The following is an 18997-nucleotide window of genomic DNA, read 5'->3' on the forward strand; positions in this document are numbered from 1 at the left end:
GCGGCCGATCGTTGCGTTGTTGAATCGGGGAGAGGGATGATGCGTTGCGGCATGCGAGGTGGCTGCTGAATTTTTTAAAAACGGTCTTTGCCGCGCGGCTTCGTTCTGGTAGACTGTCTCCTTGCTGATGCGAAAACGCATCGCACTTCATCAGCATGGGCGATTAGCTCAGGGGGAGAGCACTACCTTGACACGGTAGGGGTCACAAGTTCAAATCTTGTATCGCCCACCATGCATATGATAGCCGGGAACCTCAGGTTCCCGGCTTTTTTATCGGCCGAACCCTGGGCGGTTTGCCTCCGGCGGCAAAAAGCGAATTCGATACGGAGGCGAGCATCGTTCTGTCCGGATGGACTCGAAGTGCCCGGCTTGCAACCGCCCGCTCAGGTGTCGGCTAATCCTTTTTCTCGAACTCATGGTGCCCGCAGTTGGGGCAGGCGGGCAACGCCTCGGTCTCGCTTGTGATGCGGACGATGTACCCGCAGTTCTTGCAGCGGTACGATCCCTCGCCCGGCTTGTCTCCAGTCTTGTACTCCATGAAAAGCTCCTTTCATCGGGTGCGTGCAGCCGAAAGACTATCACGCTCGTATTCCCGTCGGGCAGCGGTCGGAACCCGGATGCGCGACGGTTTGTTGACGGCGGGATCCTGGCCGACCGTGCAAAACAGCTCGACTTGGGGGATAATGGGTTGTCGAAGGGGAGCGCGACATACCCTGTGCTGCGACAGAGGGAAGGAGGGCGAGGTGGGCGCCTCGAATTTCAGCGACTATGTCCTGGCGGGTAAAGATGAGACGTATGCGGAGGCGGTCGCTGCCCTGAGGACGCGCCATGGTTTCGATTTTGTCGCGCTCGGCCTTACAGCATTCATCGGCGCGCCGCTCAAATGGGTGTACAGCGCTGGCGCGACAGGGGAGCGCTATCGTCGCATCGTGCTCGCACCCGGTCACGGTATCGGCGGCATCGTGATCAAAGCGGGCAAGCCGATGATGTTCATCGACATCGATGAAGAAATCGATCCGCGGGAATACTCGTCGTATCCCATCGTTTTCGCCGAGGATTTGCGCAGCTTCTGCGCACTGCCGCTCATGCAGGAAGGACGCGTGGTCGCCGCGTTGCTCTGCGCGTACCGCTCGGTGAGCAGTCGTCACGAAAAGGCCTACCGGCGGCTGATCGAAGATCTGGGCGGTCAGATGTGCGATCTGGACGTCGTGTCCGCCGACTTCATGGATTTCGAGCGCATCGCGTCCGGGAAACGTGCGGATTCCGCGCGTAACCCCATATACGTTCGTTCGGAGCTCTCGCGCGTCATCGCCGCACAGGAGGATGAGCGCAAGCGTATTTCACGTGAACTGCACGACGGCATCGCTCAGGAGTTGCTGGCCGTTTCGTTTTTGCTCAAGCGTCTTGATGCCCACGTTGACAGCGAAGGTGCCGCGCTCGTCTTCAACGCGGCGAACGACATCGATCGCATTCTAGATGAACTGCATAACATATCGGTGGAGCTCAGGCCCTTGGCGCTCGATCATCTGGGCTTCGTTGCGGCGTTGCGTTCCCAGGCGGCGGTATTCGAAAAGACTTACGGTGCTGAGATTTTGTTCGCGGGTGGTCTCTCGTGCGACCGGTTCGACCAGGCGCTTGAGACGCAGGCGTACCGCATTTGCCAAGAGGCCATTCTGAACGCGTGCAAGTATTCCGACACCGATCGCATCTATGTAACGCTTGAGGACTCCGATGGTTGGCTGCACGTGAGCGTGGTGGATCATGGTTGCGGGTTCAATGCCGATGAGCCTGAGATCAAGGGGAGCGGATGCGGGATGCTCGGCATGCAGGAGCGCGCCAATATAATAGGAGCGACGTTGGACGTTGCGTCGGGGCAGGATGGGACGAAGGTTACGCTCGTTGCTCCGATGCATGCGACGGAAGGCAAGGAGGGGGCATGATACGCATCATGCTGGCCGACGACCACGAGGTGGTGCGTGCGGGCTTCAAGATGATACTCGAGCAAGATCCCGAGCTCGAAGTGGTGGCAGAGGCCGCCGATGGAGCCCAAGCGTACGCGGTGGCGGCGCGCGAGAAGCCCGATATCCTCCTTATGGATATCTCCATGCCGCCGGGGCAGAGCGGGCTTGTCGCATGTGAAAAGATTGCCAAGGACTTTCCTGCAACCAAGGTCATCGTTCTCACAATGTTCGCCGAGCCGGAGTATCTCTTCTACACCCTGCGCGGTGGCGCATCGGGTTACGTATTGAAGAACTCAACCTCCGAGGAGCTTATCGCTGCGGTTCGCGCCGTGGCCGGCGGAGGCAGTTACATCCATCCTAAGATGGCAGCTCTCCTCACAAAGCACCTCGTGGACGGCGGCGAAGAGCATGATCGCTCGTACCAGCAGCTATCGAATCGCGAACTGGAGATATTGCAGCTGTTGGCCAAGGGCTTCACGAACAAGGAGATATCGGAGCAAATCTACCTATCCGTGAAAACCGTCGAGGCGCATCGCAGCAAGATCTACCAAAAACTCGGTTTCAAGACCCGAGCCGACCTCGTAGACTACGCGCTGCGCCACAAGCTGCTCAACGTGTAAAAACGCTCAGGAGCACGCGCATTCGGTCTCCGCCTCTGCCCGTTACGGGAGCATGCGGCCTTTACGCTTGCTCGGCCGCGGGTTCCTCCGTCTCCGCAGGCTTCGCACCGCGGCCGAGCCCGAAGGAGAGCGCTTTGGTGGGGCAGGCGTCGATGCAGGCGCCACATGCCATGCAGTCTCCTGCGCGGACGACTGCATCCTCGCCTGCGAGCGCGGGCTCGAGGATGACCGGATCCGCCAGGCAGGAGCGCTTGCAGGCGTTGCAGTGGATGCAGGCCTCCTGATCGAGTTTGACGTTTACCAGGCCTGCGCGTCCAAGCGCCTCGTAGAAGCCTCCCAGCGGACAGAGCGCGCGGCACCATACGCGATGACCCCAGAACAGCTCAGCGAGCATGATGGCGGCCAGCATCCACAGTCCCGTGACCGCGCCGAACAGCACCCCCTTGTTGAGCGCGCTGATGGGCGAGAACGCCTCGAATACGGGAACGCTCGTGAGGGCCGAGAGTGCAAGCACGCCCAATGCGATCCAGAGCTTAGCCCGGCGTGGAACGGGCGCCTCGCGCACTTCGATGCCCAGCTTGCGTCTGAATGCGTCCTCGATCTCCAGCACGAGATTGACCGGGCATACCCATCCGCAGAATGCTCGTCCTCTGATCAGGCCGTATACTAACACTATTGGCAGCGCGGCCAGCAGCCACTCGACCGGCGCAGTCTTCGAGGCGACGATGACCTGCAGGACCCCGAATGGGTCTAGAAGGGCGAGCCCGCCGACGGAGGAGGAGGAAAGGCTGCCGAAGAAGGACAGGTCGGCAGGAGTGGAGAGCGGGTCGTCGCCGCCGACGGAAGCCCCGAACAGGCTCCAGCCCGCTATGAGCACCGGTGCGGCAAACAGCGCTATTGCCGCCACCTGCACGATGTGGCGGAACCAGGTCCAGCGAAACGAGCGAGACGCATCCGGGGTGGCGCTCATCGCGATCCGGCCTCGGCGAGGGTGGGGTCGTCTTCGAAGTTGGCGTACACGAGGTTGATGCCCGTGACGCCGGGAATGTCGATGAAACCGCTCGCGATGGCATGCGAATCATCGACGGTCTCAGCTTCGATGGTGACGACGATCTTGTAACCGTTCGTCTCGTGCACCTCGACGCCCGCGCGCTCTGCGAGCTCGGCCGACACCTTGTCGGTGCACTCGGGCTTCGTCTCCACGACCAGACTCGATATTACCATGATGCTCCTCGCCTTCGTACTTGTTGCTTCCGGTATCCGTGGGTCGGACCGGAGAGGGAAGGACCGGGAGGGTTGTGCGCCCTCCCGGTCTGCGCGTCCAAAGGCCTTCGGGCCGATGGGGCGCTCGGGCTCTCGCTATCCCTGCACGTGGCAGGTAATGCACTGCGTGCGGGTGGGTTCGAGTTCCTTCGAATTCGAACCGCCGTCCGCGTAATGGTCCTCAGGCAGCGCGACCGATCCGTTGAGCATGGGATTCGCCTGATCGTTCGCACCGTGGCAGCCATAGCATCCGTTCGCGCCGAGACTGTCGAAGCGTCCATCGTGCGTGGCGGGCATGAGCGGCGCGGCCCCTTCGGGGATGCTTGCGTTGACGTCCGCTTTTGCCGGCTCGCTGCTGCAGCCTGCCACGGCGCCCAGCCCCGCGGCCATCGTCATGACGAGGGCCGCCGTAATCAAAGACTTCTTCATCGGTTTCACCCCTCGATCTTCGCGATGGACACGCAGGTCTTCTTGTAGTCGGGTTCCTTGGACAGCGGGCAGTACGTGTCCTGCACGGCCAGGTTGATAAGTGTTTCCTCTGCGAAGAAGGGAGCGAACACCGTGCCTGCTGGCGGTTGGGTGCGCCCGGCTGTGGACACCTTAATGTCGAATTCTCCGAACCGCGATGTCACTTTGACCATGTCGCCGTCCTTCACGCCCAGTGCAGTACAGTCCTCCTGGCTCATGTTGAGCAGTGCCTCGGGCAGCGCTCGGTCAAGCTCGGGTATGCGGCGCGTCATGGTGCCGGTGTGCCAGTGCTCGAGCAAACGGCCGGTGACGAAGTAGAACGGGAACTCGCTGTCGGGCGTTTCCGCTGGCGGTTCGTAAGGGCGGAACACCACCGAGGGCTTGGATTTTGCGGATTTGTAGAAGCTGACGTCGTTCGCAAGTCCGGGGGTGCCATACTGGGCGACGCCCACCTCGTCGAAGCCGTCTTCCTGCGCCCCGTTCGAGAAGCGCCACTTCGTGGGCAGCCACGTGCCGTCGACTTCGCGCACGGGCCAGGTAAGGCCGTGGTGGGCCAGGTACTCGTCATAGGGAGCAAGCTGCTTGGCCTCCATCTTCAGCTTGCCTTCGAACGTCCCGTCGGCATTGTCGTTGATAGCCTTGGCTTTTTCGTTCATGCTCGGGTTCGAGAAGATGCGGTACTCCTCCCAGATAGCCCGGTTCGTCTCGCGATCGTCGCCCTTGAAGTCAGCGGCATCCTTGTCGTAGATGAAGCCGAAGAGGTGGTCGAAGGCGTCCTCGCCGTCGATCTGCTCGCCGTCGAGGACGCGGCGCGCCACTTCCATGATGGCCCACAGATCCCACTTGGCCTCTCCCGGAGGATCGACGGCCTTCTCGAATACAGAACTGCGACGCTCGGCGTTTCCGAACTGGCCCTCGCGCTCGACCCACAGCGCTACGGGGAACACCACATCGGCGTACTTGGTGGACATCGTCGGATACACCTCGTTCACCACGATGAACGTGTCGAAGATGCCCTGGTTGTCCTCGCCCTTGCCGAGGAAACGCGTGAGGTTGGGCATGGACTGGGCCCAGTTGTTGTGTGCCGTCCACAGAAAGCCGAGATTGCCCTTGGACATCTCGCGGAATATCTTCACCGTGTGCATGCCGGGCTTCTGAATTTCGTCAAGGTAGCCTTCCGGAAGATCCCAGATGGCTTCGGTGTAGCGGCGGTGCTGGGGGTTCTTCACCACGAGGTCGGCCGGTAGACGGTGCGAGAACGTGCCCACCTCGCGCGCCGTTCCACAAGCGGAGGGTTGTCCGGTGAGCGAGAAGGGCCCGCAACCCGGCTTGGCGATTTTGCCGGAAAGCAGGTGGATGTTGTACAGATTGTGGTTCATCCACGTGCCGCGATTGTGCTGGTTCACGCCCATCGTCCACAGCGACATGACTTTGGCATCCTTGTCCGCGAACACCTTGGCGAGTTCTTCGAGGTCCTCGACGGGCACTCCGGAGAGCTCGGAGGTGTATTCGAACGTGTAAGGCGCCAGGCGTGCCGCGAACTCGTCGAACGTGATAGGGGCGACATCGTCCACCGTCTTGCCGACATCGGAGGCGTCGTAGCCGTCGTCGGTGGCATTGCCGATGTTCTCTGTGCCTTGTTTGAACTGGAGGTGGTCGTTCACGAACGCCTCGTCGTAGAGCTTGTTTTGCACCAGGTAGTTGGCGATGCAGTTGGCGATGGCCAAATCGGTGTTGGGCTTGAAGAGCATGGTCTTGTCGGCGCTCTCGCTCGTGCGGGTTTTGATGGTGCCCAAGTCGTAATGCCTGACCCCCTCGCCGGAGAGCTTGCGGGCAGTCAGGCGCGAGTAGAGCATCGGATGTGCTTCGGCCATGTTCGCGCCCCAGGTAACGAACACGTCGGCGTTGTCGAAATCCTCGTAGCAGCCGGCGGGTTCGTCGGTCTGGAACACGTTCATGAAGCCCACGACGGCGCTGGCCATGCACAAACGCGCGTTGGGATCGATGTTGTTGGACAGCAGTCCCGCTTTCCAGAACTTTGCGGTGCAGTAGCCTTCGGTGATGGGCTGTTGGCCGCTTCCCCAGAACGCCAGGCGGTTCTTGTCGTTCTTCCATGTTTCCTTGAGCTTGGACGACACGAGTTCGAGCGCCTCGTCCCACGTCGCTTCGCGCAAACCCTCGTCGGTGCCCTTTGTGGAGCTGTCATCGCGGATGAGGGGTACGGTCAAGCGGTCTTCGCCGTACAGGATCTTCGCTAAGTAGTACCCTTTGACGCAGTTGAGGCCGCGATTCGACTGGTTGTCCGGGTCGCCCGTGACACTGATGAGCTTGTTGTCCTTCACCTCGCAGATGACGCCGCAGCCGCATCCGCAGAACCGGCAAACGGCCGTGTACTTCTGACCTTCGCCTGCCGCGCCCGCCGTTGCGTTTCCGCTTGAGCAGCCCATAAGCGACGACATCGTTCCCGCCGCTGCGGCGCTTGCCAGCGCGACGGCCGTCGCTTTGACGAATCCTCGTCTTGAGATGTCCATGACACCCCTCCTTCTGTTCCCGTCGTTCTGTTCGTCCATGGTTTCCTCGTCCTTCAACGGTTCTGAGCCGTTCTTGCAGGCCGCGATTCGCTGCGCAGCAGCCGTCAAGCCTCGCCTCCGTCCGCACGTTCGGCATCCGTTGCGATGCGGATGGGTACCTCGGGTTCGCTTACCACGCAACGCTCCACGCACAACCCGCATCCAACGCATTGCTTCTCGTCGATGACAGGGGCGAACACCGAATGGATGGCGTCGCCTTCGCGGAGGCGATAGTCGATTGCGATGGCCTTGTCGATAAGGGGGCAGACGCGATAGCACACCTCGCAGCGCATGCCCTGGAAAGCGATGCAGGCGTCCTCGTCGATGACGGCGACGCCCATGCGGACGTCAGAACGCTCGTCGATGTCGCGCAGTGCGCCGGTCGGGCATGCTGCGACGCAGGGGAAGTCCTCGCAGAGGCGGCAGGCCTGAGAACGTGCATCGACGATCGGCGTGCCCACAGCCATGCCCACGTCGCTGCCGGCGGGCCGGATGGCGAGGTAGGGGCAGGCCTGCATGCATGCGCCGCACTTGATGCAGTGCGCCGAGAAATCCGATTCTCCGTGTGCTCCGGGGGGCCGCAGCAAGAAGGTCTCGCCGCGCGTTGCGCAGTATGCGGCTTGGAGCACGACCATTGCTGCCGATGCGCCTGCTACGATGCTCGATATCCTCATGCACTCCTCCTTGTCGAAATGAATCATGCACCTGCGGGCGCTTTGCGCCTATCGGGGTATGCGCGGGGAAGGAGAAGGCAAAACCCTTCATAGGGGAAGGGTTTTATTCTATTTTTAGTTAAGAATAATATTGACGTGGGAAGAGGCGAGGTTATCTGCAGGGCGGAACGAGGATCGTGCAGTGCAGGTTATCTTCGCATGGAAGCACACAAAACGCCGGACTCGCCGAGGCGTCCGGCGTTTTGCCGGTCGAGTCGTGGAGGGCTTTACGCGGTTATGCGCACGCCGACATACGTGGCGCTTTCGGGCAGTCCGGATATGCTGTAGACCTCGGAAAGCGCGATGGCCGAGACGCGCCACGAGTACGTCGTGCCGTTCACGTCGATGGATCCGGCGCGGAAGGTGTTGCCCGCCTCGTCAACAGCCGTCTCGCTCGCCGTGGATACGTCGAAGCCCTCCGCCGCGATGGCGGCTTCGACAGCGGCATCGACGCCTCCAGATGAAAAATCGGTGTAGCGCAGGCGCATGCCCAACGCGTTCTCGCGTTCGACCGTGAACGTCCATGACCCGTTGAGCAGGCGCGCGGCGTCGGGCGCATCGAGGTTCGCGACGCCTTGCTGGTAAAGCAGGCCCGCCTCCGCCAAGCTCACATCGGAAGGCAGCTTGACGAGTTCGAAACCGGCGCCGTCCTCCGAGGGCGAGGGCTCGTAAGTGGTGAAACCTGCATCGGCGAAGGACTGCTTGATCGAGGCGTCGTCAAGCTGGATGAGCGACGGCAAGCTCGGCAGATCGTAGGTCACTTCGCGTGCGAGGTTCTCCTCAACGCTCGCCTGGGAACGCGCCGCGCTGCCCTGTATGGAATCCAGCACGTTGAACAGCAGCACGCCGCCAATGAGAGCGGCGATCGCTACGAAAACGGCCATGAGAGCCAGCTGGCGTCGGGGCATATCGAGCGGTCTGAGCAGGCCGCTGCCGTCCAGGTAGCGAATCGGTCCTTCGTTGTCGATGTATTCTTTTCTCTGTGGCTCGAATAGCATTGCGACTCCTGCTGCGGTTCTCGTTTCGTGTGGGCACGTCGTGCGTTCTGCGCATTATAGCATTGCCGGGCAGAAGCCCTTCTGCGGAATGCGCCCAGCCAAAGCCGGGCGCATTCCGATGCCCGGTGGACGACGTGGGCGCTGCAAGGGTCTATGCCCTGGCAGGTCGAGATCGCCGCGAAAGGAGACGGGGTTGTGTGCTTTGCCCGGTTCCGCATTGTGGAGCTGCTCGCCTCGTGTTAGGATACGTCTCGCCCGTGGGGGAGTAGTTGGCATGCGGCGCAGAGCGCATGCGGCACGTTCAACATCATGGCCTGAACAGCCTGGCGTGTCTGAAATAACGAGACTCACGGCGCCGCTGCACGATCGTGCAGCGGCGCCGTGAGTCTTTTTTTATGGAGATGCCCCGGCGGTGAAGCGGACAAGACAGAAGGAGCATTCGGTGGACCTTTCGATTTTCACGACGCCTGAAGCATGGATCAGCTTGGTGACGCTTTTATTCCTCGAGATCGTGCTCGGGGTTGACAACCTCGTGTTCATCTCGATCACGACGAACCGCCTGCCGGCGGACAAGCAGCATATCGGCCGTAAGATGGGCCTTGCCGGCGCGCTTCTCATGCGCATCCTGTTCTTGTGCTTTGCCTCGTATCTTGTGCATATGACAACGACTCTGTTCTCCGTGAATCTCGGCGCATATGAGCACGGCTTCTCGGTGCGCGATCTCGTCTTGCTTGCTGGTGGCGCGTACCTCATATACAAGGGCATCGATGAGCTGCGCGATACGCTCAAGCTCACCGAGCTCAAGGCCGAGCACTGCGAGGAGCACAAGGCGCTGCACATGATAGGCCTGCCGCAGGCCGTGGGCACCATCATGGTCATGGACCTGGTATTCTCAATCGACTCGGTCATCACGGCCGTGGGACTGGCCGACCACCTCATCATCATGATCATCGCTGTCATGCTGGCCGTGATACTCATGATGATTTTTATTGATCCTATCTCCGACTTCATCAACGGGCATCCCGAAATGAAGATGCTCGCTCTCACATTTATCGTGGCTATCGGTGCGCTTCTGGTCATGGACGCAGCCGGGTTCCACACCGGTATCGAACTGCTTCACATGCCGCTCGAGAAGCTTATTGTGTACTTCGCCATGGTGTTCTGCATCGTGCTTGAACTCATCCAGATGCGCTACAATGCGAACGTTCTCGCATGGCGCAAGGAGCGTTGGAAGAACGAGACGGCTGCGCAGATCGAAAGCGTGCGCACCGGGATGCTCGAGGAGCTGCGCCGCGACGCTGCCGAGCAGGACAAGGTCTCGAAGCAGGCCGATGGGCGAGCCGAGCGCATCACACCGGTCATCATCGGCAACAACGTGTACGTCATGATGCCAATGGACGGGGAGGACGCCGCCTCGTTCAAACAGCTCATGCTCGAGTCTGCTCAAGCTACGAGTGCATTCGCCGATCCGCTTGAGATCGAAGCCGAGACCGTGGAGGATGCGGGTTCGGAACCGTCGTACGAGGTGCCCGAGAAGAAGTGAGTTGTCCGGATGGGGCCCTCCGTCACGCTCCGAAGAGCTCGTAGCCTTCCTCGGAGACGAAGAAGCGCGCGGCGCGCGGAAGGATGCGAGCCGAGAAGGGCGTCGTAAGCCGTGTGGCTTCTCCGTCGTACTGCACTTCCATGGGCGGGTCGGCTACAACGTGCACGGTGCGGGCGCGGTGCAGCTCGAGGGCTTCGGTGCGGTCGGGGAAGTCGCCGCCGCGGTCGAGCAGCCCGGCAAGCACTGCGGGGATGAGCTCGAAGGCGTTCTGGGCTTTAAGCACCACGACGTCGAATACGCCATCGCGCGGTTCGTTCTCGTGGGTGACCGTGATGTCGAACTGAATTTTCGAGAAGTTGACAAGCAGGATGCCCAGTCCTTCGCTCTCGATGGTGGTGTCGTCCAGCTCGATGGAGAAACGGGATTTCTGCGGCAGAGGGTTCGCGATGGCTGCAGAGAGGTAGGCCATTGGACCGAACAGACGCTTGGCCGGTTCGGCTCCGTGCATGATAGCGGCATCATAGCCGGCTCCGGCCATGATGCCGAACCCGAACCTTCTGCCAGCCACTTCGATCTCGCCGAGGTCGAAGTCGAGCGTTCGTCCCTCGCGAACCATCTTTGCCAGGGCGTGGGGTTCCATCGGCGAGGCGAGGTTGAGCGTTAGCAGATTTGCCGTGCCGGCGGGGAACGGAAGGATGGGGATGCCGGAATTTGCCAACAGGTAGCTGACCGTCGCCACGGTGCCGTCTCCGCCGCTTGCCACCACGGCGTCGAAGCCTTCGGCACCGGCGAGCAGAGCGCCGACGTCGGTTGTGCCGTCGGTTGAGCGCAGACACACCTCGTCGCCGTCACGGGCGAAGGATCGTACGAAGTCGTAGACGGCCCCTTCGCCGAAGCCCGATGCAAGGTTGTTGATGACGAGCAGTTTCACAGATTCCCTTTCAGTTGCTATGATGGCATGGTACAACATGGAGCGAGAGTCGCACAAGGTAAGGAACAATCGGTGTACATAGCAAACCAGGAAGATTTTGCGGCGTTCGCCGAGCGCGCCGCTCGTTCGAGCGTGCTCGCCATCGACACGGAGTTTCTGCGCGAGAAGACCTATTATGCAAAGCTGTGCCTCATCCAGCTTGCCACCGATGACGAGACGGCTATCGTGGACCCGTTCGCGGTGGACGATCTCGGCATACTCGCCCCGCTGCTCCTGAACGAGAACGTCGTGAAACTATTCCACGCCGGCAGTCAGGATCTCGAGATTCTACTGCGCGAGGTGGGCGTTCTGCCGAAGCCCATCTTTGACACGCAGACGGCGGCGGCGCTTCTGGGCCATACCCAGCAGATCGGATATGCGGCCCTCGTGCATGCCGAATGCGGGGTCACGCTCAAGAAAATCGACTCGTTTACCGACTGGTCGCGTCGGCCGCTCTCCGATTCACAGCTCGACTACGCCGCCGACGACGTCGTGTATCTGCCGCGCATGTACGAGCGCATGCGCGCAGAACTCGAGCGCAGGGGCCGGCTCGCATGGTTGGCGCGAGACTTCGAGGATATGAGCGACCCGGCGAAATACGCAGCCGACGAGCGCGGCCGCTATCGACGCCTCAAGCGCGTCTCGCAGCTGTCTCGCCGTCAGCTCTCGGCTGCGCGCGAAGTGGCGGCATGGCGGGAGCTGGAAGCCCAACGGCGAGACGTGCCGCGCAAGTGGGTGATCACCGACGAGCAGATCGTCGAGGCTTGCAAGCGCGAAGCGCGCACCATCGACGAGCTGTTCATGGTGCGCGGCATGCGCGAGCGACTGTCCACGCGCGATGCGCGTGCGGTGGTGGCGCTCATGGTTACGGCGCTCGACGCTCCGCCCGAGACCTGGCCCGAACCCGATCGGTGCGCCAAGAGCGAGCCGAACGTCGATGCGCAGCTCGATCTCATGACCGCCATCGTGCGTCTGCGCGCTAAGGAAAGCGGGGTGGCGATCCCGACCCTTGCAAGCCATGATGATCTGGCCCGTGTCGCGCGAGGCTACCGCGAGGGCGTTGACCTTTTGCGCGGTTGGCGACGCTCGCTGGTGGGCGAGGAGCTGCTCGATCTCCTCGACGGCAAGATTCGCTTGAGCCTGGACGGCGCCGAGCTGAACGTGGAGCGTCGGGAGGCGTGATCGGTTCGGCGGGCCGGGAGCTTGCGGCCGATGCGCGCCGGGCGGTGTCGTTCAAGTTTCGGGAACCGCGTCGATAGGAGGGGCCTCGCGTTGCCACCGCGATGCCGAATCGTGGCTGTTTCGTGAACGAAAGTTACGGAAGTTTGACGCTCGGGCCCGGCCTCCCGGGGGCCTGTGCGGCGCTCCAGTATAATACGGAATCGTACGTGGAATGCAGTCCGAGAGGCTGCGGAGTCTACCCCTTTGAAGGAGTGTTCGACCTATGTTCGGATTGAGCTCGGGCTACCTGCTGCTGATCCTGGTGACGTTGGCCATCGGCGGCTTCGCGACCTGGTATGTGAACTCTCAACTCAAAAAGTACAAAAGGGTGCCCATCTCCACGGGGATGACCGGCGCCGAGGCGGCGCGCCGCATGTTGCAGTACTATGGCATCTCGGGTGTGGAGGTGCGCCGTGGCGGACCCGGCCAGGACTTTTTCGATCCGCGCACGAACTCCGTTACGCTTGGGCCGGATTCCTTCGAAGGCCGATCGATCACGGCGACGGCGACTGCGTGCCACGAAGTGGGACATGCCTACCAGTACGCCCAGGGGTACGCGCCCATGAAGATTCGCGGCGCGCTCGTGCCCGTGGTGAATCTGGCCTCGAACGCCTGGATGTTCCTGCTGCTGATTGGCATCGTCATGCAGTTGACCGGCCTCATCGACCTTGCCATTATTCTCTATGCGTTCGCGGTGCTGTTCCAGATCGTCACGCTGCCGGTCGAGTTCGACGCTTCCCGCCGCGCAATGGTCTACATGCAGGCGACGGCTCTGCCTCAGGCGGAGCAAAGCGGCGCGTTCAGCGTGCTGCGCGCCTGCGCGCTCACCTACGTCGCCGCTGCTCTCACCTCCATCTTGCAGCTGCTGTGGCTCCTCGGCCAGCGTCAGGACTAGCAGGCGTGATTGTGAGGGCTTCGGAGGAAGGGGAGCGGGCGGCGGCGCTCGGCGACGCGCTCGCACGCGCGCGGGCGGCAACCTCGCGCGGCGCAGTCGTCGACGACAGGTCCGATCAGCCGCTTAGCGTGTCGGCGGCGATGGCGCTTGCAAAGGGCGCGCTCGAGGGCGTGGCCGTGCGTTTGGTGGGCGAGGTGTCCGAGGTGTCGAACAAGCCCGGGTACAAGGCCGTGTACTTCACCGTGAAGGACAAGAGCGCGGCGCTTCCCTGCATGATGTGGAACAACCGGTTCCGGGCTGCGGGAGTGCCGCTGCGCGTAGGGCAGCTTGTGGAGCTGGCCGGACAGTTCACGCTGTTCGCACCCAAGGGGCGCATGAATTTCGACGTGGTCTCGCTCAAGCTGGCGGGCGAGGGCGATCTTCGGCTCAAGGTTGCCGAGCTCGCGCGAAAGCTCGAGGCCGAAGGGCTCATGGACGCAGCCCGTAAGCGGCCGCTTCCGATTTATCCGGACGTCGTCGGACTGGTCACATCGCCGCGCGGTGCCGCCGTCCACGACGTGCTGCGCACGCTGCGCCGCCGGTTTCCGCTTGCGCGCGTGCTTTTGGCAGGCGTGGCCGTGGAGGGCGCCGCCGCGCCTGCGGGCATCATGGAGGGGATGCGTCAGGTGGTGGCAGCCGGGGCCGAAGTGGTGCTCGTCGTAAGGGGCGGCGGCTCTTTCGAGGACCTGATGACGTTTAGCGACGAGCGGCTCGCGCGTACCATCGCACGCTGCCCCGTGCCGGTGGTGACGGGCATCGGGCACGAGCCGGACACCACCATCGCCGATATGGTAGCCGACGTGCGTGCTTCGACGCCGACCGCAGCAGCCGAGGCCGTCAGCCCTGCGCGCGAGAGCCTCGAACGGCATTTTTCAGCGCGGGCGCGAACGCTTGCCGCCTGTGCCGGGCGTGCGGTCGAACGTGCGGGCGCAGACGTGCGCCGTTGCGCGACGAGACCGCTGTTCTGCGATGCACAAACGGTGTTTGCCGCCGAAGCGCAGACGCTCGATATGATGGGCGACCGCCTGTCCAGGGCGCTGCCCGCAAATCTTGAGCGCGACAGAGGGCTGGTCGTGCGTCAGCGCGAGCGGCTTGCGCGCGTCATGCCGGCGGCAGTGGAGCGCGAAGGCGCGCGAATGGCGCGCTGCCGCGAGCGTTTGGTCGCCTGCGGGGGTTCGATCGTGCCGCGGTTCTCGCAGCAGGCGGCTGTGGGCGCCGCGCGCTTGCACGACCTCTCGCCTCTCGCCGTGATCGCGCGCGGCTACGCCGTCGCGCGCACGGCTGCCGGGACCGTAGTCAAGAGCGTGGAGGATGTTACTGCGGGCGACACGGTGGACGTGTCCGTGACCGATGGCGTGCTGAATTGCCGCGTCGAGCGTACGCGGCGTGTCGATACGGAAACAGTCGAGTGGGAGGATGCCGTATGAAGGAGCAGGAGGACGCGAGTCCTATCGATGAGCTGACGTTTCGCGAGGCTATGGCCGAGTTGGATGGTATCGTGCGCGTGCTCGAGAGTAACACGCTGGAGCTGGAAGACAGCCTGCAAAGCTACGAGCGCGGCGTGGCCTTGCTCGCGTCGCTGCAAGGCCGTCTTGCCGAGGCCCAGCAGAAGGTGGACGTGCTGATGGGCGAGCTCGCGGCCGATGCCGACGACGCCTCGCGGGATGCTACGCTTTCGTAAGCTTCCTCGTCCACGGGGCCGTTGCCGGAGGAGAAAGAGGGCGTGCTAACCGGGCTTTTTCGGTGAGCGGCATGCCACTGACCGAATCAAGTGGTGGAAGCCTTTTAACGACCACAGGCCTTACCTACAATTGTCTTTCGAGCGAACGACAGGTTAAGGAGGCAGGCCGTTGAACGTACTTGTCATCAATGCGGGATCATCTTCCTTGAAGTACCAGCTGGTCAATCTGGAGCGCAAAGAACTGATCGCGAAAGGCATTTGCGAGCGCGTCGGATCGAACAGCGCCTTCCACAAGCATGGCCTCGACGAGAACGAGGTGGTTATCGATGCCAAGATGGCGGATCACGATGACGCCATCGCCCTCGTGCTGGAATCGCTCACGAGCGGATCTGCAAAAGCCATCGACTCGCTTGACGAGATCGATGCGGTGGGGCACCGCATAGTGCAGGGCGGCAAGTACTTCGATCGCTCGGTGCTCATCGATGAGGACGTCGTTGCGAAGATTGACGAACTCGCGGAACTCGCCCCCTTGCACAACAAAGCCGCGCTGATGGGCATACGCGCCTGCCAGAAGCATATGCCCAGCGTCCCCATGGTGGCCGTGTTCGACACGTCGTTTTTCCAGACGCTGCCTCCGAAGGCGTACATGTACCCCTTGCCCTACGAGTTGTACGAGAAGTACGCCATTCGCAAGTACGGTGCGCATGGCACGTCGCACCGCTACATCGCGGAGCGGGCCGCCGCCGTCCTCGACGAGCCGATCGAGGACTTGAAGCTCATCACGTGCCACCTGGGCAACGGATGCTCCATGGCGGCAATCGACCACGGTGTGGCCGTGGACACCTCGATGGGGCTGACGCCGCTCGATGGCCTCATGATGGGCACGCGCTGCGGCGCCATCGATCCGGCCATCGTGCCGTTTATCATGGAGCACGAAGGCCTTTCCACTGCCGAGGTCAACGATCTCATGAACAAAAAATCGGGCCTGCTGGGCATCTCGGGCATCTCCAACGATCTGCGCAGCGTTCGCGACGCGTCCGAAAAGGGCGACGAGCGCGCCATGCTCGCTTACGATATGTACTCGAACTCCGTGAAGAAGTATATCGGCAGTTACATAGCGGTCATGGGCGGTGTGGACGCCATCGTGCTCACGGCTGGCGTCGGCGAGAACTGCAAGAAGATGCGCCGCATGATTTTCTCGGGCCTGCAGCCGCTCGGCATTATCCTTGACGAGGAAAAGAACCGCGCTCGCGGTTTCGAGCGCGAGATTTCATCGGAGAACTCGCAGGTGAAGATCATCATCATCCCCACGAACGAAGAGTACATGATCGCACGCGACACCTATGACATCCTGCATGAGAAGGTGGGTGTCGAGGGCGGCGTCTTGGATGAGGTGCCGATGCTTGCATAGGCGGCTGGAACGAAGAAGCGCGAAGGGCGCGTTGTAAGCCTTCGAAGAAGCGCGAGCGAACGTTCGAACAACCATCGGCGGCCATGCGGTCGCCGATGGTTGTTTTCATGCTCTGTTTCCAGTTTTCGGAGCCGTTCGATGCGGCTCTTCTGCGGCTTATTCCGCCCGCTGGGAGTTCTCGAAGGTGAAGCGTCCCATCTTCACGCCTCCAAGAAGATGGATGTGGAGGTGGGATACCGTGGCCGCCGAATCCTCGCCGGTGTTGATGACGCAGCGGAAGCCGGACTCGCCGACGCCTTTGAGATCGGCCACGTTCGGCGCGACGGACAGAAGGTGGCCCAGCACGTTGGCGGGCACGTCGTCCTGAAGGTTGTCGTAGTGCTTCTTGGGAACGATCAAGGTATGCACCGGGGCTTCTGGCTCGATGTCGTCGAACGCGAAGCACACATCGTCCTCGTACACCTTTCTGGCTGGTATCTCACCGGAAATCAACTTACAGAACAAGCAGTCGCTCATGGTCCGAAACCTTTCTTCTCGCGATAGGGCGTGCCTCGGGGGCGCCTGAATATTGTACCCCGGCTCGCAGCGCTGGACGAGTCGGTTTCCGGTTTGCGCTTGCTGCGTGCTGAAAAGAGGGTCGATAGGGCCGCCTGTGCGGCGTCCGCCGCAGAAGCGGGACCGAGCATAGCGCTCTGTTGTCCCGGCGATGCGAACACCGCAGGGCGCTTACATGGCGATGCCAGGCTGATTGCGGATGCGGGTTCCAGCGCGCTCCAGATCTCCAAGACGGTAGAGTTGAGGTATCTGCGAACCATCGAAAGGAGTCCCGCATGAGTACGCTTTTAGTGCTCGGATACCCGAGCGAGGCGGAAGCAACGTCCGCCTATCAAAAGATCCTCGATCTTGACAAGAACCTTATTGTAAGCCTGCAATCGATCGCCGTCGTGGCCCGTCGCGCCGACGGCAAGTACGACGTCGTCACGCCTGGCTCGAAGGTGGGGACCTCGGCCGTTTGGGGTCTGTTCTGGGGCGCCCTGTTCGGCCTTTTGTTCTTCGTGCCGGTCTTCGGGGCTGCGCTCGGAGCCGGCATCGGGGCGCTTACCGGCGCTATCGTGAAGCGCGGCGTCGACAAGGACTTCCAGGAGCGCGTCCGCAACCTGCTTTCCTCCGATGACAGCGCTGCCGTGTTCATGGTGGTCGACGAAATGACCACCGATAAATTCGTCGACGCCATTAAGCCGTTCGGCGGCGAGGTGCTGCAGACTTCTCTCTCTGTGAAGGATGAAGAGGAGCTCAAGCACGCCCTGTTCAAGGGGTAGGTAACGGCTTTCAGCCGAATGGCTGGGCCTTCCGGCAAAACGAACGAGCGGGACTGGAACGAGGATTTCCAGTCCCGCCTTTGTTTTTCGCTTGCGGCGCCGCACCGCGCCGGCGCGGCAGCGAGCAGATCGGACCGGCTCGTCTTGGCCGCTATTCGGCTTTCATAGCCTGACACTGCACGCAGGTGATGGCGATGACGCCCACGATGTCGTCGGCCGTGCAGCCGCGCGACAGGTCGTTCACGGGCTTGGCTATGCCTTGCGTGACGGGACCGTAGGCTTCGGCATGTGCGAGGCGCTGCACGAGCTTGTAGCCGATGTTACCGGCGTCAAGGTCGGGGAACACGAGCACGTTGGCGCGGCCTGCTACAGGTGAGTCCGGCGCCTTCGATGCGCCCACGGAGGGCACGATGGCGGCGTCGAGCTGCAACTCGCCGTCGAGGGCCATCTGCGGCGCGAGCTCCTTTGCGAGCGCGACCGCCTCGATCACCTTGTCGCGGTCGGCGTTGGCCACAGTCGAGCCATGTGTAGAATGGGAGAGCATGGCGACGGCCGGCTCGGTGCCCATGAGCGTGCTCCACGAGCGGCCGGAGTTGACGGCAATGTGCGCGAGCTTTTCGGCGTCGGGCTGGATCTCCAGTCCGCAGTCGCTGAAGAGAAACGTCCCGTTCTGTCCCAAATCGCAATTCGGGACGACCATGACGAAAAACGAGCTGACGAGCTTCACGCCCGGCGCGGTCTTGAGAATCTGCAGCGCAGCGCGCAGCACGTCGGAAGTGGCATGGCAGGCGCCGCATACCATGCCGTCGGCATGCCCGAGCTTCACCATCATGGTTCCGAAGTACAGCACGTCGTCGACGAGGCCGAGCGCTTTCTCTTCGGTCATCCCCTTGGCACGACGCAACTCGAAGAGGGCCGCGGCGAACGCCTCGCGCTCGGGGGCCGTGCGAGGATCGATGATGCGCGCGCCGTCGAGCGCGTAGCTGCTGGCCTCGATGGCGGCGGCATCGCCGAGGATGACGAGGTTCGCCACATCGTCGGCGAGGATGCGTTCGGCCGCGGCGAGCGTGCGCTCGTCATCGCCTTCCGCCAGGACGATCGTCTGGCGGTCGGCTTTGGCGCGGGCAAGCATGGAATCGAGGAATGAACTCATGGAAAGCCTTTCTCTCATCGACTGGGCGACGCTACCTGTGCATTCGCTCCTGGTTTTGTCCACTTTGTATGATAATCCACGCACCCTGTTCGCTTGCCGGTAAAATAGCTTCCGGCGCGTTTCGGCGGGCAAGAAGCCTGCTTGCTTATACGTTTGAGAGAGGGGCAGCTTC

The 18997-nt window shown here is 62.1% G+C and carries 19 protein-coding genes and 1 tRNA gene; 10 read left to right on the forward strand and 10 right to left on the reverse strand.

From position 1 onward, the window contains the following. Positions 1-157 precede the first annotated feature (157 nt). Positions 158-232 (forward strand) — tRNA-Val (locus C2L71_RS03375). A 162-nt stretch (positions 233-394) separates the two neighbouring features. Here C2L71_RS03375 and C2L71_RS03380 read toward each other — a convergent pair. Continuing rightward, on the reverse strand, positions 395-538 hold the full coding sequence (locus C2L71_RS03380) for a zinc ribbon-containing protein (RefSeq protein WP_103264377.1): 144 nt from the start codon (positions 536-538) through the stop codon (positions 395-397). 205 nt (positions 539-743) lie between these two features. Here C2L71_RS03380 and C2L71_RS03385 point away from each other — a divergent pair, with 205 nt between their 5' ends. Together C2L71_RS03385 and C2L71_RS03390 are read left to right on the forward strand one after the other, a co-directional pair. Beyond that, positions 744-1940 carry a GAF domain-containing sensor histidine kinase gene (locus tag C2L71_RS03385; RefSeq protein ID WP_103264378.1) on the forward strand — a complete coding sequence of 399 codons (1197 nt, stop codon included), beginning with the start codon at positions 744-746 and terminating at the stop codon, positions 1938-1940. Beyond that, on the forward strand, positions 1937-2581 hold the full coding sequence (locus tag C2L71_RS03390) for a response regulator (protein WP_103264379.1): 645 nt from the start codon (positions 1937-1939) through the stop codon (positions 2579-2581). Before C2L71_RS03385 ends, C2L71_RS03390 begins: the two co-directional genes overlap by 4 nt. A gap of 61 nt (positions 2582-2642) precedes the next feature. Here C2L71_RS03390 and C2L71_RS03395 read toward each other — a convergent pair whose 3' ends face one another. The 6 genes from C2L71_RS03395 to C2L71_RS03420 form a co-directional block, all read right to left on the reverse strand. Further along, positions 2643-3551: a 4Fe-4S binding protein gene (locus C2L71_RS03395; protein ID WP_103264380.1), complete on the reverse strand. Its 909-nt coding sequence runs from the start codon at positions 3549-3551 to the stop codon at positions 2643-2645. Further along, the gene (locus tag C2L71_RS03400) at positions 3548-3805 is read right to left on the reverse strand and encodes a chaperone NapD (RefSeq protein ID WP_103264381.1); all 258 of its coding nucleotides are present in this window, start codon (positions 3803-3805) and stop codon (positions 3548-3550) included. The genes C2L71_RS03395 and C2L71_RS03400 overlap by 4 nt, the downstream gene beginning before the upstream one ends. 135 nt (positions 3806-3940) lie before the next feature. Then, complete coding sequence (locus tag C2L71_RS03405) at positions 3941-4273, reverse strand: nitrate reductase cytochrome c-type subunit (protein ID WP_103264382.1); 333 nt, start codon at positions 4271-4273, stop codon at positions 3941-3943. 5 nt (positions 4274-4278) lie between these two features. Next, positions 4279-6882 carry a nitrate reductase catalytic subunit NapA gene (gene napA / locus C2L71_RS03410; protein ID WP_239926279.1) on the reverse strand — a complete coding sequence of 868 codons (2604 nt, stop codon included), beginning with the start codon at positions 6880-6882 and terminating at the stop codon, positions 4279-4281. 65 nt (positions 6883-6947) lie between these two features. Continuing rightward, positions 6948-7556, reverse strand: coding sequence for a 4Fe-4S dicluster domain-containing protein (locus C2L71_RS03415; protein WP_103264384.1), 609 nt, complete (start codon positions 7554-7556; stop codon positions 6948-6950). Between the two features lie 266 nt (positions 7557-7822). Next, positions 7823-8593 carry a teichoic acid transporter gene (locus C2L71_RS03420; RefSeq protein ID WP_103264385.1) on the reverse strand — a complete coding sequence of 257 codons (771 nt, stop codon included), beginning with the start codon at positions 8591-8593 and terminating at the stop codon, positions 7823-7825. A 442-nt stretch (positions 8594-9035) separates the two neighbouring features. On the opposite strand from C2L71_RS03420, the gene C2L71_RS03425 reads away from it, so the two are divergent. Then, positions 9036-10136 carry a TerC family protein gene (locus tag C2L71_RS03425; protein ID WP_103264386.1) on the forward strand — a complete coding sequence of 367 codons (1101 nt, stop codon included), beginning with the start codon at positions 9036-9038 and terminating at the stop codon, positions 10134-10136. A 22-nt stretch (positions 10137-10158) separates the two neighbouring features. On the opposite strand, the gene C2L71_RS03430 is transcribed toward C2L71_RS03425, so the two are convergent. Next, complete coding sequence (locus C2L71_RS03430; protein WP_103264387.1) at positions 10159-11067, reverse strand: diacylglycerol/lipid kinase family protein; 909 nt, start codon at positions 11065-11067, stop codon at positions 10159-10161. Positions 11068-11139: 72 nt separating this feature from the next. On the opposite strand from C2L71_RS03430, the gene rnd reads away from it, so the two are divergent. The 5 genes from rnd to C2L71_RS03455 all read left to right on the forward strand — a co-directional run bounded on the left by rnd (position 11140) and on the right by C2L71_RS03455 (position 16353). Beyond that, positions 11140-12288: a ribonuclease D gene (gene rnd, locus C2L71_RS03435; RefSeq protein ID WP_103264388.1), complete on the forward strand. Its 1149-nt coding sequence runs from the start codon at positions 11140-11142 to the stop codon at positions 12286-12288. Between the two features lie 262 nt (positions 12289-12550). Beyond that, positions 12551-13222, forward strand: a complete 672-nt coding sequence (locus C2L71_RS03440; protein ID WP_103264389.1) for a zinc metallopeptidase — start codon at positions 12551-12553, stop codon at positions 13220-13222. Positions 13223-13233: 11 nt separating this feature from the next. After that, positions 13234-14688: an exodeoxyribonuclease VII large subunit gene (gene xseA / locus C2L71_RS03445; protein ID WP_103264469.1), complete on the forward strand. Its 1455-nt coding sequence runs from the start codon at positions 13234-13236 to the stop codon at positions 14686-14688. After that, entirely contained in the window at positions 14685-14942 is a 258-nt protein-coding gene (xseB, locus tag C2L71_RS03450) for an exodeoxyribonuclease VII small subunit (RefSeq protein WP_103264390.1), read from the forward strand. The genes xseA and xseB overlap by 4 nt, the downstream gene beginning before the upstream one ends. A gap of 169 nt (positions 14943-15111) precedes the next feature. Beyond that, entirely contained in the window at positions 15112-16353 is a 1242-nt protein-coding gene (locus tag C2L71_RS03455) for an acetate/propionate family kinase (protein WP_103264391.1), read from the forward strand. A 156-nt stretch (positions 16354-16509) separates the two neighbouring features. Here C2L71_RS03455 and C2L71_RS03460 read toward each other — a convergent pair whose 3' ends face one another. Beyond that, the gene (locus C2L71_RS03460) at positions 16510-16869 is read right to left on the reverse strand and encodes a histidine triad nucleotide-binding protein (RefSeq protein WP_103264392.1); all 360 of its coding nucleotides are present in this window, start codon (positions 16867-16869) and stop codon (positions 16510-16512) included. A gap of 314 nt (positions 16870-17183) precedes the next feature. Between C2L71_RS03460 and C2L71_RS03465 the strand changes: the two genes are divergently transcribed. Then, positions 17184-17672: a DUF1269 domain-containing protein gene (locus C2L71_RS03465; RefSeq protein WP_103264393.1), complete on the forward strand. Its 489-nt coding sequence runs from the start codon at positions 17184-17186 to the stop codon at positions 17670-17672. A gap of 151 nt (positions 17673-17823) precedes the next feature. On the opposite strand, the gene pta is transcribed toward C2L71_RS03465, so the two are convergent. Continuing rightward, positions 17824-18825: a phosphate acetyltransferase gene (pta, locus tag C2L71_RS03470; RefSeq protein WP_103264394.1), complete on the reverse strand. Its 1002-nt coding sequence runs from the start codon at positions 18823-18825 to the stop codon at positions 17824-17826. Positions 18826-18997 lie beyond the last annotated feature (172 nt).

This window comes from Enteroscipio rubneri (genome assembly GCF_002899715.1).
GTDB classification, from domain to species: domain Bacteria; phylum Actinomycetota; class Coriobacteriia; order Coriobacteriales; family Eggerthellaceae; genus Enteroscipio; species Enteroscipio rubneri.